Origin of the sequence: Streptomyces sp. NPDC046215, assembly GCF_040646215.1 — a bacterium.
Taxonomy (GTDB): Bacteria; Actinomycetota; Actinomycetes; order Streptomycetales; family Streptomycetaceae; genus Streptomyces; species Streptomyces stramineus.
Genome location: NZ_JBEYZW010000049.1, coordinates 1 through 16,964 on the forward strand (window position 1 = coordinate 1; position 16,964 = coordinate 16,964).

The window sequence follows — 16,964 nt, forward strand, 5'->3', positions numbered from 1 at the left end:
GCAAGGCGCCGGCCTCGTCGGCGATGCGCTTGCCCGGTGAGACGTGCGCGGTGAGTTCGGCGGCGGCTCGGGGCGACGCCCCCGTCAGGGAAGGTACCGCTCGACCGCGGCCGGCCCCTTCTCCTCGATGAGGCGCTTGGCCGCCTCGACCCGCTCGGGTGTCACGTCCCGGCCGGATGCCATGACCAGGTCTTCGGGGTCGAACGGCCGCTCGCCGCCGGTGTACAGCCGGCGCGGCCGGGACGCGGTGGATGTGTCGTCGGGGCTCTCCTTCACGGTGGGCCTCCTCAGCTCAGCGGCCCCTGCCCGGGGGCGGCAGTTCGAATGTCCCTCCATCCTGGGACATATCCCCTGCAATTGCACGCCGATCTCGCGGCGGATCTCCCCCGGCCGGCCGGGGGCGGCGCGAGCGGGCCTCCAGGACGAGCGCCAAGCCCAGCAGGGCTGCTCCCAGCCCCGCGAAACCCCACGGGAGGTACGTGGTGAGCAGCAGTACCAGCCGTCGCTGGGAGGAGACGAGGGCGACGGTGGAGTCCACGTAGTCCGGGCGCATCTGCACGTGCCCGGCGAAGGCGGTGAGCGGCTTCTTCCCCGGCTGCCCCGTCCAGCGCATCTCCTCGCGGTGCAGCTCCTCCCCGTTGACGGGGGCCCCGGTGATGGGGTCGACCCAGAACATCCGTTTCGTGGCGTACCAGCGCTCCAGGCCGAGCTGCCGCACGGCGTCGGGGGTGACACCGAGCGGCAGTGCCTTGGGCAGGGGGGCGCGGGTCCAGGGGATCGTCTGCTCGAAGTAGTAGACGTCCAGCCCGCGGAACGTGCGCGTCCCCCGGTAGTGGATGGGCGCCGACGCGCGGATCTGCATGTCGAAGTAGCGGTAGTCGCGCTTCTGGACTCCGAACGGCCACTTGTACGCGATGCCGTCCCGGCGCACCGGCGTGCCGTCCACGTGCTCACCGCCCGCGTGCACGGGCTGCTGAGTGTGGGCGTCGAAGACGTACCGCTCGGGGATGCGGGAGACCAGCGCGCCGTCCGGCCCGGACATATGGGTGAGGGTGTCCCAGACGACCACGTCGCGGCCCGTCTCGCGTCCGACCTTCCGGGCCTGCTCCACATTGCCCTTGAGGGTCTGGACGAGGGTGACCTTGGAGACCTTCCTCGGTTCGAGCGTGGCGTAGTCGAGGAGGGTCGCGTCCTTCGCCTCCAGCACGACCGCCTCGTAGCGGCCCGCCGGAACCTTGGCCAGACGGGGGTAGGCGTACCAGCGCAGCAAGGGGGACAGGGCGGCGCAGAAGACGGCGAGGGCGAGCAGGATCAAGCTCGCTTTGCGGCGCACGGCGGGGCCCGGCGCTAGGGGTGGGCGGGCGCGGAGGTGAGCAGGGGCTCGGGCGAGGTCGTGCCGTCCGGCGGCCCGATCGCCGTGACGGCCAGGACGAGGGCGAAGGCCGCGGCCAGTCCGATGGCCGCGGCGGCCAGTGCGCGCATGCTCGGCCTCCCGGTACCTGATGGGGTGTCAGGGCGGGGCACGGTAGCAACACCGGGCACAGAAGGAAACACGCACGGAGAACGCGGTACCGCCCCCGCGCCGCGGACACGGCGAAGAGGCGGCACGCACACCCGGGCCCGCGTCAGTGCGCCGCGGACTCCCAGTCCCCGCCGACACCGACCGACACGTCCAGCGGCGCACGCAGCGACACAGCGCCCGCCATCTCCCGGCGCACCAGCTCCTCCACCCGCTCGCGCTCACCCGGCGCGATCTCCAGCACGATTTCGTCGTGCACCTGGAGCAGCATCCGCGAGGACAGCTTCCCGGCCTCCAGCGCCTGGCCGACCCGCAGCATCGCGACCTTCACGATGTCGGCGGCCGTGCCCTGGATCGGGGCGTTCAGCGCCATCCGCTCGGCCATCTCCCGGCGCTGGCGGTTGTCGCTGTTGAGATCCGGGAGGTAGCGGCGACGGCCCAGCATCGTCTCGGTGTAACCCGTGGCCCGGGCCTCCACCACCACCCGCTGCAGGTAATCCCGCACCCCGCCGAACCGCTCGAAGAAGGTGTCCATCAGCTTGCCCGCCTCGGCCGGCGCGACGTTGAGCTGCTGCGAGAGACCGAACGCCGACAGACCGTACGCCAGCCCGTACGACATGGCCTTGATCTTCCGGCGCATCTCCGGGTCGACCTCGCTCTTGGCGACGCCGAAGACCTGGGAGGCCACCGTGGTGTGCAGATCCTCACCGGAGGTGAACGCCTCGATCAGACCCTCGTCCTCGGAGAGATGGGCCATCACCCGCAGCTCGATCTGGCTGTAGTCCGCCGTCATCAGGGACTCGAAACCCGACCCGACGACGAAGCCCCGGCGGATGGCCCGCCCCTCGTCCGTCCGCACCGGGATGTTCTGCAGGTTCGGGTCCGTGGACGACAGCCGGCCGGTGGCCGCCACCGTCTGGTTGAACGTCGTGTGGATCCGGCCGTCGGGGGCGATCGCCTTGATCAGCCCCTCGACCGTGGACCGCAGCCTGGCCTGCTCACGGTGACGCAGCATGATCACCGGGAGTTCGTTCTCCGTCTGGGCGGCGAGCCAGGCCAAAGCGTCGGCGTCCGTGGTGTACCCGGTCTTGGTCTTCTTCGTCTTCGGCAGGCCCAGCTCACCGAAGAGCAGCTCCTGCAACTGCTTGGGCGAGCCCAGGTTGAACTTGCGGCCCGCCGCGGCGTGCGCCTCCGTGACGGCCTGCTGCACGGCCGCCGCGAACTGCTGCTCCATGCGCTCCAGCCAGCCCCGGTCCGCGGCGATGCCCGCCCGCTCCAGCCGGGCCAGCAGCGCGCTCGTCGGCAGCTCCACATCCGTGAGCAGCCCCGCCGCGCCCACCTCCGCGAGCCGGCCCGTGAACGCCTCGCCCAGGTCGAGCACCGTACGGGCCCGGCCCATCAGGGCGTCCGCCTCCGCCTGCTCATCCGCGCCGAAGGCCAGCTGACCGTCACCGGCGGCGGCCGTGGCCAGCTCGCGGCCCAGGTACTCCACCGACAGGGCCTCCAGCTCGAAGGACCGGCGGCCCGGCTTGACCAGATAGGCGGCCAGCGCGGTGTCCATCGTGACGCCCTCGACCGTCCAGCCGTGCTCCGCGAAGACCCGCATGACCGACTTGGCGTCGTGCATCACCTTCGCCCGGCCCGCGTCCGCGATCCACGCCGCGAACGCCCGCTCATCGGCCTCGTCCAGCTCCGCGGGGTCGCACCACACGGCCGGGCCCTCGCCCGTCGCCAGCGCGATCTCCGCGACCCGCCCGCTGCCCTGCGACCAGGAGTCGACCACGGCCACGCCCAGCGGACCCGAGCCGTGCTCGGCCAGCCACGGCGCCAGCTCCCCCGCGCCCAGCACCGCACCGTCCACCTCGGCACCGGCGGCCGGCGGCGCCTCCTCGGCCGCGGCGGCCCCACCCGGGTCCGCCGCCAGCAGCCGGTCCCGCAGACCCTGGTTCCGGATCTCCAGACCCTCCAGGAACGCCGTCAGCGCCGTACGGTCGTACGCCTCCCGGACCAGGCCCTCCGGGCCCACCGGCAGCTCGACGTCCCGCACCATCTCCGTCAGCCGGCGGTTGAGCTGCACGGCCGCCAGATGATCACGGAGGTTCTGCCCGACCTTGCCCTTGACCTCGTCGACCCGCGCCACCAGCTCCGCGAACGAACCGAACTGGTTGATCCACTTCGCGGCGGTCTTCTCCCCCACCCCCGGAATGCCCGGCAGGTTGTCCGACGGGTCACCGCGCAGCGCAGCGAAGTCCGGATACTGCGACGGCGTCAGCCCGTACTTCTCCTGCACCTTCTCCGGGGTGAAGCGCGTCAGCTCCGAGACCCCCTTGGTGGGGTACAGCACCGTGACGTCGTCGGAGACCAGCTGGAAGGAATCACGGTCACCCGTGACGATCGAGACGTGGAAACCCTGCGCCTCGGCCCGCGTGGTCAGCGTGGCGATCACATCGTCGGCCTCGAAGCCGTCCACCGCGAACCGCGGCACCCGCATCGCGTCGAGCAGCTCACCGATCAGCTCGACCTGCCCCTTGAACTCATCAGGAGTCTTCGACCGCGTCGCCTTGTACTCCGGGAACTCCTCCGAGCGCCACGTCTTGCGCGACACGTCGAACGCCACCGCGAAGTGCGTGGGCTTCTCATCACGCAACGTATTCGCCAGCATCGACGCGAAGCCGTACACCGCGTTCGTCGGCTGACCCGCGACCGTCGTGAAATTCTCCGCGGGCAGCGCGAAGAACGCCCGGTACGCCATGGAGTGCCCGTCCATCAGGAGCAGGCGGGGCCGGCCTCCCCCCACTGCCTCGGTGCCGGTCTCTGCGCTCATCTTCGTTGCCTTTGCTGCCACGCCCCCGATCCTGCCACGGCCCACTGACAATCCCGGCCACACGCACCGGCCGCACACCCCACCCCGCACCGGACCCGGCCCCTGTCACCACCCCGTGACAGGATCAGCACCTACGGCAGACCCCGCGGACCACACCCACACCCGGGCCGTGACCGCACCGACCGCTCAAGGGGGAGCGAGATGGCAGGCAAGCCGCCCACAGGCGACCCGGTCCAGGACGCACCGGACGTCACCGCACCGCAGCACGCCGCCGCCGGACTGCCGGCCATCGCGCACTCCCTGCGCGCCGCCCAGCAGCAGATGGGCGTCCGGCGCACCGCGCTCACCCTCCTCAAGGTCAACCAGAAGGACGGCTTCGACTGCCCCGGCTGCGCCTGGCCCGAGCCCGACAAGCGCCACGCCGCCGAATTCTGCGAGAACGGCGCCAAGGCCGTCGCCGAGGAAGCCACCCTGCGCCGCGTCACCCCCGCCTTCTTCGCCGAACACTCCGTCGCCGACCTCGCGGACCGCAGCGGCTACTGGCTCGGCCAGCAGGGCCGCCTCACCCACCCCATGTACCTCGCCGAAGGCGCCGACCACTACGAACCCGTCACCTGGGAACGCGCCTTCGACATCATCGGCGAGGAACTGACCGCCCTCGCCTCCCCCGACGAAGCCGTCTTCTACACCTCAGGCCGCACCAGCAACGAAGCAGCCTTCCTCTACCAGCTCTTCGCCCGCGAATTCGGCACCAACAACCTGCCCGACTGCTCCAACATGTGCCACGAGTCCTCCGGCTCCGCCCTCACCGAGACCATCGGCGTCGGCAAGGGCAGCGTCCTGCTGGAAGACCTCTACAAAGCCGACCTGATCATCGTCGCCGGACAGAACCCCGGCACCAACCACCCCCGCATGCTCAGCGCCCTCGAAAAGGCCAAAGCCGGCGGAACGAAGATCATCACAGTCAACCCGCTCCCCGAAGCGGGCCTCGAACGGTTCAAGAACCCGCAGAACGCCCGCGGCCTCGCCGGCACCGGCACCCCCCTCACCGACCTCTTCCTCCAGATCCGCCTCGGCGGCGACCAGGCCCTCTTCCGCACCCTCGGCCGCCTCATCCTCGAAACCGAAGGCGCCGTCGACACCGACTTCGTCCGCGAGCACACCCACGGCTTCGAAGCGTTCGCCGACGCCGCCCGCACCGCCGACTGGGACGAAACCCTGCGCGCCACCGGCCTGCGCCGCGAAGAGATCGAAGCGGCCCTGCGCATGGTCCTGGACTCCCGGCGCACCATCGTCTGCTGGGCCATGGGCCTCACCCAGCACAAACACGCCGTGCCCACCATCCGGGAAATCGTCAACTTCCTGCTCCTGCGCGGCAACATCGGCCGCCCCGGCGCCGGCGTCTGCCCCGTCCGCGGCCACAGCAACGTCCAGGGCGACCGCACCATGGGCATCTTCGAACGCCCCGCCCCCGCCTTCCTCGACGCCCTGCAAAAAGAATTCGGCTTCACCCCGCCCCGCGAACACGGCCTCGACGTCGTCCGCGCCATCCGCGCCCTGCGCGACGGACAGGCCAAGGTCTTCCTCGCCATGGGCGGCAACTTCGTCGCCGCCACCCCCGACACCGACGTCACCGAGGCCGCCATGCGCCGCGCCCGGCTGACCGTCCACGTCTCCACCAAGCTCAACCGGTCCCACGTCATCACCGGCGCCCGCGCCCTGATCCTGCCCACCCTCGGCCGCACCGAGCGCGACCGGCAGCACAGCGGCGACCAGTTCGTCACCGTCGAGGACTCCATGGGCATGGTCCACGCCTCCCGCGGCCGCCTCGCACCCGCGAGCCCCCAGCTGCTGTCCGAACCCGCCATCATCTGCCGCCTCGCCCGCCGCGTCCTCGGCCCGGCCGGCACCACCCCCTGGGAGGCGTTCGAGAAGGACTACGCGACGATCCGCGACCGCATCGCCCGCGTCATCCCCGGCTTCGAGGACTTCAACACCCGCGTCGCCCGCCCCGGCGGCTTCACCCTGCCCCACGGCCCCCGCGACGAACGCCGCTTCCCCACCGCCACCGGCAAGGCCAACTTCACCGCCGCCGGCATCGAGTACCCCCGCGTCCCCGAAGGCCGCCTGCTGCTCCAGACCCTCCGCTCGCACGACCAGTACAACACCACCATCTACGGCCTCGACGACCGCTACCGAGGCATCAAGAACGGCCGCCGCGTCGTCCTCGTCAACCCCGACGACGCGGCCGAACTCGACCTCGCCGACGGCTCCTACGCCGACCTCGTCAGCGAATGGACCGACGGCAGCGAACGCCGCGCACCCGGCTTCCGCGTCGTGCACTACCCCACCGCCCGCGGCTGTGCGGCCGCCTACTACCCCGAGACCAACGTCCTCGTCCCCCTCGACCACACCGCCGACACCAGCAACACCCCCGCCAGCAAATCCCTGGTCATCAGGGTGGAACGGCAGCTACCGGACCCGGCCTGATCACAGGCGGCGACCACCTGATAGGACGGTTCACCGGATAAGCCGTTCACCGCGCGACGGCCAAGGACGATCGGAGCCGCACCCATGGGCGAGCAGAGCCAGACCACGTTTCCGCAGGAGGTCCTCGACCAGTGGGCGGGCAGCGGCCTCGACCTGCGGTCCCTCTTCTCCGCCGGGCACCTCGGCGAACGGATGAGCGTACGGGTGGTGGAAGCGTCGCCCGAGCGCGTCGTCGGCACCATGCCCGTCGAGGGCAACACCCAGCCGTACGGGCTCCTGCACGGCGGCGCCTCCGCGGTCCTCGCCGAGACCCTCGGCTCCGTCGGGGCCATGCTCCACGGCGGCCCCAGCAAGATCGCGGTGGGTGTCGACCTCAACTGCACCCACCACCGCGGCGCACGATCCGGCCTGGTGACGGGCGTGGCCACCCCCGTCCACCGCGGCCGCTCCACCGCCACCTACGAGATCGCCGTCAGCGACGAGGACGGCAAGCGGGTCTGCACCGCCCGCCTCACCTGCATGATCCGGGAAACCGGCACCGAGGGCTCCACCGGCGCCTGACGCACCCCCGCACCCGAAACGGGCCGGCCGACTCCACCGCGGAGCGGCCGGCCCGTTCGCATGCCCCGCCGATCACGCCCACCCCGCGCGTAACAGTGAGTGACAATTTCCCGCCGTTACGCCACCCCTCAGCTCCCGGCCTCCCGCCGGGGCGCGCAGAAGACCGTCGAGCGCTGCCCGCCGATCGTCACGGAACACCCCTCGACGTCTTAGCGGAACTGCACCTTCTCACTAATGGGATGCCCGAAAGCAGGCAATAGGCGGGAATTGTCTGTACATTCCTCCTACACGGATGCCCTTTACGTGACCTACGTCATAACAAGACAGTCACATCATGGCCAGCACCTCTGCCCCCCATCGCCGCACACCCCTAGAGTCACGGCCAGTCACGACCCCGCCGGGCACTGCGCACGCCGACACCACCTCGCTCCTCGCCGCCCGGCGAGCGAAACGGCACCTCCACCAGGGGCCTCGCCAGGGAAGGGAATCACCGTGCGACACCGCTCCTTGCTCATCCTCACCACCGCGATCACCACAGGAGCCCTCACCCTCAGCGCGTGCGGATCACGCGACGAAAAGGGCAGCGGCAACACCGGCGGAGGCCCGTCGACCACCGTGGTGATCGGCCTGGACGCCCCCCTCACCGGCGACCTCTCCGCACTCGGCCAAGGCATCAAAAACTCCGCCCACCTCGCCGTCACCAACGCCAACAAAGCCAAGGAAGTACCCGGCGTCACCTTCGAACTCAAAGCCCTCGACGACCAGGCCCAGCCCACCTCCGGCCAGCAGAACGCCACCAAACTCGCCGGCGACAAAAAAGTCATCGGCATCATCGGCCCCCTGAACTCCAGCGTCGCCCAGTCCATGCAACAAGTCGCCCAGAGCAACAACGTCCCCCTCATCTCCCCCGCCAACACCACCCCCGACCTCACCCAAGGCAAGGACTGGAAGCAGGACAAACGCAAACGACAATTCACCACCTACTTCCGCACCTCCACCACCGACGAAGTCCAAGGCGCCTTCGGCGGCAAATACGCAGCCGAAAAAATCAAAGCAAAAACCGTCTACGTCATCGACGACCAGAAAACCTACGGCGTCGGCCTCGCCGCCGCCTTCACCGCCAAATTCACCGCCCTCGGCGGCAAAGTCGTCGGCACCGAACACGTCAACCCCGACGACCGCGACTTCAAAGCCATCGTCTCCAAAGCCAAAAGCGCCAACCCGGACCTCGTCTTCTACGGCGGCGAATACCCCGCAGCCGCCCCCCTGAGCCAACAACTCAAGGACGGCGGCCTCAAAGCCCCCCTCATGGGCGGCGACGGCATGTACAGCGGCGACTACATCACCCTCAACAAAAAATCCGCAGGCGACTACGCCACCTCAGTCGGCAAACCCGTCGAACAACTCGACTCCGCCAAAAAATTCGTCGCCGACTACAAAGCCGCCGGATACAAAGAAGCCTACGAGGCATACGGCGGGTCCACCTACGACGCCGCCTGGGCCATCATCCAAGCCGTCAAAACCACCGTCACCGCCAACAACGGAAAACTCCCCACCGACGCCCGCACCAAAATCGTCGAAGCCCTCAACAAAGTGAAATTCGACGGCGTCACCGGCCCCGTCTCCTTCGACCAGTACGGCGACACCACCAACACCATGATCACCGCCTACCAGGTCGACGCCGGCAAATGGGCCTCCCGACACAGCGCCGAATACAAAGGCTGACCACCGCACCACCACGGCCACGCCGCACGGGACCCGCACCACCAGCCACCCCGCACGGCCCCGCCGGCACCGACCAGCACCCCATCCCACCCCACGGAGGCCCGGCGGTGCACGAACTGCCGCAACAACTGGCCAACGGACTCATCCTCGGCGCGATGTACGGACTCATCGCGATCGGCTACACGATGGTCTACGGCATCGTCCAGCTCATCAACTTCGCCCACGGCGAGATCTTCATGGTCGGCGGCTTCGGCGCACTGACCGCCCACCTCGCCCTCCCCGACGGCACCGGCCTGCTCCTCGCCCTCCCCCTCATGATCCTCGGCGGCGTCCTCGCCTCCGTCGCCATCGCCGTCGCCGCCGAACGCTTCGCCTACCGCCCCCTGCGCGAAGCCCCCCGCCTCGCCCCCCTCATCACCGCCATCGGCCTGTCCATCGCCCTCCAGCAAGCCGTCTGGAAGTGGTACCCCGACGCCAAGAAAGCCCGCGTCTTCCCCCAATTCAAAGGCGAATCCCTCGACATACTCGGCGTCACCGTCCAACGCGGCGAAATCTTCCTCCTCGCCGCCGCCCCCCTCTGCATGCTCGCCCTCGGCCTCTTCGTCGCCAAAACCCGCACCGGCCGCGGCATGCAAGCCACGGCCCAGGACCCCGACACCGCCAAACTCATGGGCATCAACACCGACCGCATCATCGTCATCGCCTTCGCCATCGGCGCCGCCTTCGCCGCCATCGCCGCCGTCGCCCACGGCCTCAAATACGGCCAAGTCGACTTCCGCATGGGCTTCATCACCGGCCTCAAAGCCTTCACCGCCGCCGTCCTCGGCGGCATCGGCAACATCTACGGCGCCATGCTCGGCGGCGTCGTCCTCGGCGTCGCCGAAGCCCTCGCCACCGGCTACATCGAAGAAATACCCGGCATGACCCAATTCGGCGGCGGCTCCTGGAAAGACGTCTGGGCCTTCGTCCTCCTCATCCTCGTCCTGCTGCTCCGCCCACAAGGGCTGCTCGGCGAACGCGTCGCGGATCGGGCGTGATCCCCATGGCCGAAAACACCGAACCCACCGAGAACACCCAACACACCGGCAACGCTCAGACCGCCCGGACCGCCGACCCCGGCCGAACCGTCAAAACCCGCTCACCACACACCACTTCACTCATCCCCCTACCCCCCACCGCCGCCCGCCTCATCACCCTCACCGGCGCCGCCCTCACCATCCTCTCCACCTTCCTCGCCTGGACCTGGACCACCGCCTTCCCCGGCAACCTCACCGTCAACGGCTACCCCGGCGGCCTCCAGAACATCACCCTCACCGGCGCCATCCTGACCCTCCTCTACACCCTCGCCGGCCACCACACCCCCGGCCTCCGCGCCCTCACCCCCGCAGGCTCCACCGCCCCCACCCTCCTCCTCGCCCTCGGCACCTTCGCCACCACCTGGTACACCCTCGCCGCCATCACCACCGACCTCGGCGGCCTCATCCACCTCGAACCAGGCGGCTACACCGCCGCCATCGCCACCCTCATCACCCTCACCGGCGCCCTCGCCCTCCCCTCCGACCAGCCCTACCTCAACAACAACGGCACCACACCACCCTCCCCCTGGCGCCGCCTCCGCCACTCCCTCACCACCGGCCACGCACCCCGCCCCCGCACCCTCCCCACCTGGGCCGAAATCCTCATCATCGCCGCCGCCTACGGCACCGGCCTCTACGTCTTCGCCTACGGCATCGACACCGACTACGGCGAACTCTTCGTCGGCTACCTCCTCCTCACCACCTTCACCCTCACCGCACTCACCCGCGCCGGCCTCACCGCACAACTCAGCGCCCTCACCACCAAACACCGCAACATCACCCTCGCCGCCGCCTTCACCGCCGCCGCCTGCTTCCCCCTCATCCAGACCAACGACGCCCACGCCAACCTCGCCACCAGCATCCTGATCTTCGCCACCGTCGCCCTCGGCCTCAACGTCGTCGTCGGCCTCGCCGGCCTCCTCGACCTCGGCTACGTCGCCTTCCTCGGCGTCGGCGCCTACGCCGCCGCCCTCGTCTCCGGCTCCCCCGAATCCGCCATCGGCGTCCACTTCCCCTTCTGGGCAGCCGTCCTCACCGGCATCGGCGCCTCCCTCGTCTTCGGCGTCCTCATCGGCGCCCCCACCCTGCGCCTACGCGGCGACTACCTCGCCATCGTCACCCTCGGCTTCGGCGAGATCTTCCGCATCACCATGCTCAACCTCAACGGCAAAACCGGACCCGACATCACCAACGGCTCCATGGGAATCCCCAACATCCCCGAACTCGAAATCCTCGGCTTCAACTTCGGCGAAACCCACACCATCCTCGGCGCCCCCATCGGACGCTTCGGCAACTACTACCTCCTCATGCTCCTCGCCACCCTCCTCGTCGTCCTCGTCTTCCGCCGCGCAGCCGAATCCCGCATCGGCCGCGCCTGGGTCGCCATCCGCGAAGACGAAACCGCCGCCACCGCCATGGGCATCAACGCCTTCCGCCTCAAACTCCTCGCCTTCGCCCTCGGCGCCGCCCTCGCCGGACTCGCCGGCACCGTCCAAGCCCACGTCATCACCACCACCACACCCGACAGCTACCAATTCGCCGGCACCGTCCCACCCAACTCCGCCTTCCTCCTCGCCGCCGTCATCCTCGGCGGCATGGGCACCATCAGCGGACCCGTCATCGGCGCCGCCCTCCTCTACCTCATCCCGAACAAGATGGACTTCATGGCCGACTACCAACTCCTCCTCTTCGGCCTCGCACTCGTCCTCCTCATGCGCTTCCGCCCCGAAGGCATGGTCGCCGACCGCCGAAAACAACTCGAATTCCACGAAACCGGCCAACTCGACGTACCCGAGGCACGCCTCCCCGACAGCACAGTCGGCATCACCAAGGCGGAGGCATGACCCCCATGACCACCACACCCGACAAAAACCCCGCACCACGCACCGACAGCCCCGTGCTCCACGCCACCGGCGTCACCATGCGCTTCGGCGGACTCACCGCCGTACACGCCGTCGACCTCACCGTCGCCCACCACGAGATCGTCGGACTCATCGGCCCTAACGGAGCCGGCAAAACCACCTTCTTCAACTGCCTGACCGGCCTCTACATCCCCACCGAAGGCACCGTCACTTACAAAGGCACCGTCCTCCCACCCAAACCCCACCTCGTCACCGAAGCAGGCATCGCCCGCACCTTCCAGAACATCCGGCTCTTCGCCAATATGACCGTCCTGGAAAACGTCCTCGTCGGCCGCCACACCCGCACCGAGGAAGGACTCTTCTCCGCCCTCCTCCGCGGCCCCAAATTCCACCGCGCCGAAAAAGCCTCCACCCAACGCGCCATGGAACTCCTCCACTTCACCGGCCTCACCCCCAAAGCCGACCACCTCGCCCGCAACCTCCCCTACGGCGAACAGCGCAAGCTCGAAATCGCCCGCGCCCTCGCCAGCGAACCCGGACTCCTCCTCCTCGACGAACCCACCGCCGGCATGAACCCCCAGGAAACCCGCGCCACCCAAACCCTCGTCCGCGCCATCCGCGACCAAGGCATCGCCGTCCTCGTCATCGAGCACGACATGCGCTTCATCTTCAACCTCTGCGACCGCGTCGCCGTCCTCGTCCAAGGCGAAAAACTCACCGAAGGCACCGCCGAAACCGTCCAGGCCGACGAACGCGTCATCGCCGCCTACCTCGGCACCCCCTTCGAAGGCGCACCCGGCCAGGACGAAATCGCCGAAGTCGAAGCCGCCGAAGCGGACGCCCGCACAGAGGACAACCGATGACCCCCCTCCTGGAAGTCGAGAACCTGCGCGTCGCCTACGGAAAGATCGAAGCCGTCAAAGGCATCAGCTTCACCGTCGAAGCCGGCCAGGTCGTCACCCTCATCGGCACCAACGGCGCCGGCAAGACCACCACCCTGCGCACCCTCTCCGGACTCCTCAAACCCCTCGCCGGCACCATCCGCTTCAACGGCACCCCTCTCGCCGGAGTCCCCGCCCACCGCATCGTCGCCCTCGGCCTCGCCCACTCCCCCGAAGGCCGCCGCATCTTCCCCCGGCTCACCATCGCCGAGAACCTCCAGCTCGGAGCCTTCCTCCGCAAGGACACCGACGGAATCACCCACGACATCCAGCGCGCCTACGAGCTCTTCCCCATCCTCGGCCAACGCGCCGGACAATCCGCCGGCACCCTCTCCGGTGGCGAACAACAGATGCTCGCCATGGGCCGCGCCCTGATGTCCCGCCCCAAGCTGCTCATGCTGGACGAGCCCTCCATGGGCCTCTCCCCGATCATGATGCAGAAGATCACCGACACCATCACCGAACTGCGGGCCGCCGGCACGACGATCCTCCTCGTCGAACAGAACGCCCAGGCCGCGCTCTCCCTCGCCGACCACGGCCACGTCATGGAAACCGGCAAGATCGTCCTCTCCGGCACCGGCGCGGACCTCCTCCACGACGAATCCGTCCGCAAGGCATACCTCGGCGAGGACTGAGCGCATACGAAGAGGCCCGCACCGAACAAGATCGATGCGGGCCCGCTGCGACGGTTGAGGGCTACTGCCCCTTCGCCGACTTCTTCTCCTCGGCGTCCTCGATGACCGCCTCGGCCACCTGCTGCATCGACAGCCTGCGGTCCATCGACGTCTTCTGGATCCACCGGAACGCGGCCGGCTCGGTCAGCCCGTACTGCGTCTGCAGGACGCTCTTCGCCCGGTCGACCAGCTTGCGGGTCTCCAGCCGCTGCGAGAGGTCCGCGACCTCCTGCTCCAGGGCCTTCAGCTCGGTGAACCGCGAGACCGCCATCTCGATCGCGGGCACGACGTCGCTCTTGCTGAACGGCTTGACCAGGTACGCCATGGCCCCGGCGTCCCGGGCCCGCTCCACGAGCTCGCGCTGCGAGAAGGCGGTGAGCATCAGGACGGGCGCGATGGAGTCGGCGGCGATGCGCTCGGCGGCGGAGATCCCGTCGAGGACGGGCATCTTCACGTCGAGGATGACGAGGTCGGGCTTGTGCTCGCGCGCCAGCGCGACGGCGGTCTCTCCGTCGCCGGCCTCACCTACGACGGAGTACCCCTCTTCTTCGAGCATCTCTTTGAGATCGAGGCGGATGAGGGCCTCGTCCTCGGCGATGACGACACGGGTGGTGTGGGGAGGGGTGTGCGGCTGCTCGTCGTCGACGGGCGGCGTGGGCTCGGCGGCGGTCACGGGACTCCTCGCTCAGGGCAGGTGGTGCCCCATGAGCCTACCTAGCTGCGGTATGTTTGAGTAACGAAGGCCATGCGCTAACCTTGCTTTACAAGGCCCCGGTAGCCCAATTGGCATGAGGCAATGGATTCAAAACCCATACAGTGTCGGTTCGAGTCCGACCCGGGGCACTTCACCTTCGATTCGAAGGTTCGCTAAACTTTCCAACCGTTGGCGATCTTCACTCCCTGCGGTGAACATTGCTTCGATTTGGCCCGCGCGGACCAGAGCTCCAGCCAAGCTCGCAGACATGTACGACCGCGATACGCGCCAGCGAGCACTCTCACTCGTCAGCCAGGGTCACAGCCTCAACTCCGTGAGCAAGCAGACCGGAATCTCCCGGCACGCGATACGTAGCTGGCAGGTCAGGGTCGAACCGCTCGCACGCACATCGGAGTGCCCGCGCTGTTGCGCCACACCGCGCCTCCCCGAGAAGCCAGCCGCCTACGCCTACCTGCTAGGCCTCTACCTGGGGGACGGCCACATCGTCCACTACCGCACACACCGGGTACCGAGTCTCTCCATCGCATGCGATGGCAGCTGGCCAGGCTTGATCGACGTTGCGGCACAGACCATCGAGACCGTGTTTCCGGATAACAAGGTGTGCCGGGTGCAGAGCGTGGGCTGCACTTACGTGAAGGTCTACTCGAAGCACCTGCCGTGCTTCTTTCCACAGCACGGCCCCGGCAAAAAGCATGATCGCCGCATCACTCTCAGGCCCTGGCAGCAGCAGCTCGTGGACGCCCATCCATGGGAGTTCATCCGAGGTCTCGTCCACTCCGACGGCTGCCGCATCACGAACTGGGCCACCCGCCTCGTCAAGGGCGAGCGCAGGCGCTACGAGTACCCGCGATATTTCTTCACCAACACGTCCGAAGACATCATCCAACTCTTCACTGACACTCTCGACAAGGTCGGCGTCCAGTGGAAACCTGCTCGCCAGAGCCGAAGGGCACAGAACATCTCCGTAGCCCGCAAAGACTCCGTCGCCCTCATGGACGCCCACATCGGCCCCAAATACTGACTTACCGGTCCTCCCCGATGTGGTGCACCCGCACCAGGTTCGTCGTCCCCGCCACCCCCGGCGGGGACCCCGCCGTGATGATGACCATGTCGCCCTTCCGGCAGCGGCCGATCCTCAGCAGGTGCTCGTCCACCTGGTCGACCATCTCGTCCGTCGTCTGGACCATCGGGCCGAGGAACGTCTCCACCCCCCACGTCAGGTTCAGCTGCGACCGCGTCGCCGGCTCCGGCGTGAAGGCCAGCAGCGGGATCGGCGAGCGGTAGCGCGACAGGCGCCGGACCGTGTCACCGGATTGAGTGAACGCGACCAGGTACTTCGCCCCGAGGAAGTCGCCCATCTCCGCCGCCGCGCGGGCCACCGAGCCGCCCTGCGTCCGCGGCTTGTTGCGTTCGCTGAGCGGCGGGAGACCCTTCGCCAGGACGTCCTCCTCCGCCGCCGTCACGATGCGGCCCATCGTCTTGACGGTCTCCACGGGGTACTTGCCCACGCTGGTCTCGCCGCTGAGCATCACCGCGTCCGTGCCGTCGATGACCGCGTTGGCCACATCGGACGCTTCGGCGCGGGTGGGGCGGGAGGCGTCGATCATGGAGTCGAGCATCTGGGTGGCGACAATGACCGGCTTCGCGTTGCGCTTCGCCAGCTTGATTGCTCGCTTCTGCACGATCGGGACCGTTTCGAGCGGCATTTCGACCCCCAGGTCGCCTCGCGCGACCATGATGCCGTCGAAGGCGTCGACAATGCCGTCGAGGTTCGCCACGGCCTGCGGCTTCTCGATCTTCGCGATGACGGGGAGGCGGCCGCCCTCCTGGTCCATGATCCGGTGGACGTCCCGGATGTCGTCGGCGCTGCGGACGAAGGAGAGGGCGATGATGTCGGCGCCGGTGCGCAGGGCCCAGCGGAGGTCTTCAACGTCTTTGGTGGAGAGGGCGGGGACGGAGACGGCGACTCCGGGGAGGTTGAGGCCCTTGTGGTCGGAGATGAGGCCGCCTTCGATGACGGTGGTCCGGACGCGGGGGCCTTCGACCTGGGCGACTTCGAGGGTGACGCGGCCGTCGTCGACGAGGATGCGTTCGCCCTTGGTGACGTCGGCGGCGAGGCCGTCGTAGGTGGTGCCGCAGAGGTGGCGGTCGCCTTGGATGCCTTCTTCTACGGTGATGGTGAATTCGTCGCCGCGTTCAAGGAGTACGGGGCCTTCGTGGAATCGGCCGAGGCGGATCTTCGGGCCTTGGAGGTCGGCGAGGATGCCGACGCTGCGGCCGGTCTCTTCGGCGGCTTTGCGGACGCGTTCGTACCGGGCTTCATGGTCGGCGTAGGTGCCATGGCTGAGGTTGAAGCGGGCGATGTCCATTCCGGCTTCGACGAGGGCCTTGATCTGCTCGTACGAGTCGGTGGCGGGCCCCAGGGTGCAGACGATTTTCGCTCGGCGCATGGCACGACCTTATGACCTACTGGCGGGTAGACAATTCACCTCCGGTGGGCCCCCAACGTCCGTTGGGCGAAAGGCTGTTGACGACTTGTGAAACGTGCGCGGGGGCGCTCTGATGAGCGTGGGGGTG

General features: G+C 68.6%; 14 protein-coding genes and 1 tRNA gene. 9 read left to right on the forward strand and 6 right to left on the reverse strand.

Annotated features, from left to right (window positions below):
• Positions 1-84 precede the first annotated feature (84 nt).
• From ABZ951_RS21195 to polA, 4 genes are all read right to left on the reverse strand, one after another.
• Positions 85-276, reverse strand: coding sequence for a hypothetical protein (locus ABZ951_RS21195; protein ID WP_344089264.1), 192 nt, complete (start codon positions 274-276; stop codon positions 85-87).
• Between the two features lie 16 nt (positions 277-292).
• Positions 293-1,333: a DUF3068 domain-containing protein gene (locus ABZ951_RS21200; RefSeq protein ID WP_344089265.1), complete on the reverse strand. Its 1,041-nt coding sequence runs from the start codon at positions 1,331-1,333 to the stop codon at positions 293-295.
• A 14-nt stretch (positions 1,334-1,347) separates the two neighbouring features.
• Positions 1,348-1,482, reverse strand: coding sequence for an SPW_0924 family protein (locus ABZ951_RS21205; protein WP_344089266.1), 135 nt, complete (start codon positions 1,480-1,482; stop codon positions 1,348-1,350).
• A 143-nt stretch (positions 1,483-1,625) separates the two neighbouring features.
• Entirely contained in the window at positions 1,626-4,343 is a 2,718-nt protein-coding gene (polA, locus tag ABZ951_RS21210) for a DNA polymerase I (RefSeq protein ID WP_344089267.1), read from the reverse strand.
• A 201-nt stretch (positions 4,344-4,544) separates the two neighbouring features.
• Here polA and ABZ951_RS21215 point away from each other — a divergent pair, with 201 nt between their 5' ends.
• The 7 genes from ABZ951_RS21215 (at position 4,545) to ABZ951_RS21245 (ending at position 13,633) form a co-directional block, all read left to right on the forward strand.
• Positions 4,545-6,833, forward strand: a complete 2,289-nt coding sequence (locus ABZ951_RS21215; protein WP_344089268.1) for an FdhF/YdeP family oxidoreductase — start codon at positions 4,545-4,547, stop codon at positions 6,831-6,833.
• An 84-nt stretch (positions 6,834-6,917) separates the two neighbouring features.
• On the forward strand, positions 6,918-7,394 hold the full coding sequence (locus tag ABZ951_RS21220) for a PaaI family thioesterase (protein ID WP_344089269.1): 477 nt from the start codon (positions 6,918-6,920) through the stop codon (positions 7,392-7,394).
• 507 nt (positions 7,395-7,901) lie between these two features.
• Complete coding sequence (locus tag ABZ951_RS21225; protein ID WP_344089270.1) at positions 7,902-9,119, forward strand: branched-chain amino acid ABC transporter substrate-binding protein; 1,218 nt, start codon at positions 7,902-7,904, stop codon at positions 9,117-9,119.
• A 107-nt stretch (positions 9,120-9,226) separates the two neighbouring features.
• The gene (locus tag ABZ951_RS21230; RefSeq protein ID WP_344089271.1) at positions 9,227-10,156 is read left to right on the forward strand and encodes a branched-chain amino acid ABC transporter permease; all 930 of its coding nucleotides are present in this window, start codon (positions 9,227-9,229) and stop codon (positions 10,154-10,156) included.
• Positions 10,157-10,161: 5 nt separating this feature from the next.
• On the forward strand, positions 10,162-12,039 hold the full coding sequence (locus ABZ951_RS21235; RefSeq protein WP_344089272.1) for a branched-chain amino acid ABC transporter permease: 1,878 nt from the start codon (positions 10,162-10,164) through the stop codon (positions 12,037-12,039).
• Positions 12,036-12,920 (forward strand): ABC transporter ATP-binding protein, encoded by an 885-nt coding sequence (locus tag ABZ951_RS21240; RefSeq protein ID WP_344089273.1) that lies wholly within the window; start codon positions 12,036-12,038, stop codon positions 12,918-12,920. Before ABZ951_RS21235 ends, ABZ951_RS21240 begins: the two co-directional genes overlap by 4 nt.
• Positions 12,917-13,633, forward strand: coding sequence for an ABC transporter ATP-binding protein (locus ABZ951_RS21245; protein WP_344089274.1), 717 nt, complete (start codon positions 12,917-12,919; stop codon positions 13,631-13,633). The genes ABZ951_RS21240 and ABZ951_RS21245 overlap by 4 nt, the downstream gene beginning before the upstream one ends.
• A gap of 61 nt (positions 13,634-13,694) precedes the next feature.
• On the opposite strand, the gene ABZ951_RS21250 is transcribed toward ABZ951_RS21245, so the two are convergent.
• Positions 13,695-14,345: a response regulator gene (locus ABZ951_RS21250; protein ID WP_344089275.1), complete on the reverse strand. Its 651-nt coding sequence runs from the start codon at positions 14,343-14,345 to the stop codon at positions 13,695-13,697.
• 95 nt (positions 14,346-14,440) lie between these two features.
• Between ABZ951_RS21250 and ABZ951_RS21255 the strand changes: the two genes are divergently transcribed.
• Positions 14,441-14,515, forward strand: a tRNA-Leu gene (locus ABZ951_RS21255).
• A 119-nt stretch (positions 14,516-14,634) separates the two neighbouring features.
• Positions 14,635-15,408: a transcriptional regulator gene (locus tag ABZ951_RS21260; protein WP_344089276.1), complete on the forward strand. Its 774-nt coding sequence runs from the start codon at positions 14,635-14,637 to the stop codon at positions 15,406-15,408.
• A 1-nt stretch (position 15,409) separates the two neighbouring features.
• Here the strand turns inward: ABZ951_RS21260 and pyk are convergent, their stop codons facing one another.
• A complete protein-coding gene (pyk, locus tag ABZ951_RS21265; RefSeq protein WP_344089277.1) occupies positions 15,410-16,837 on the reverse strand; it encodes a pyruvate kinase in 1,428 nt (475 codons plus the stop codon).
• Positions 16,838-16,964: the final 127 nt, after the last annotated feature.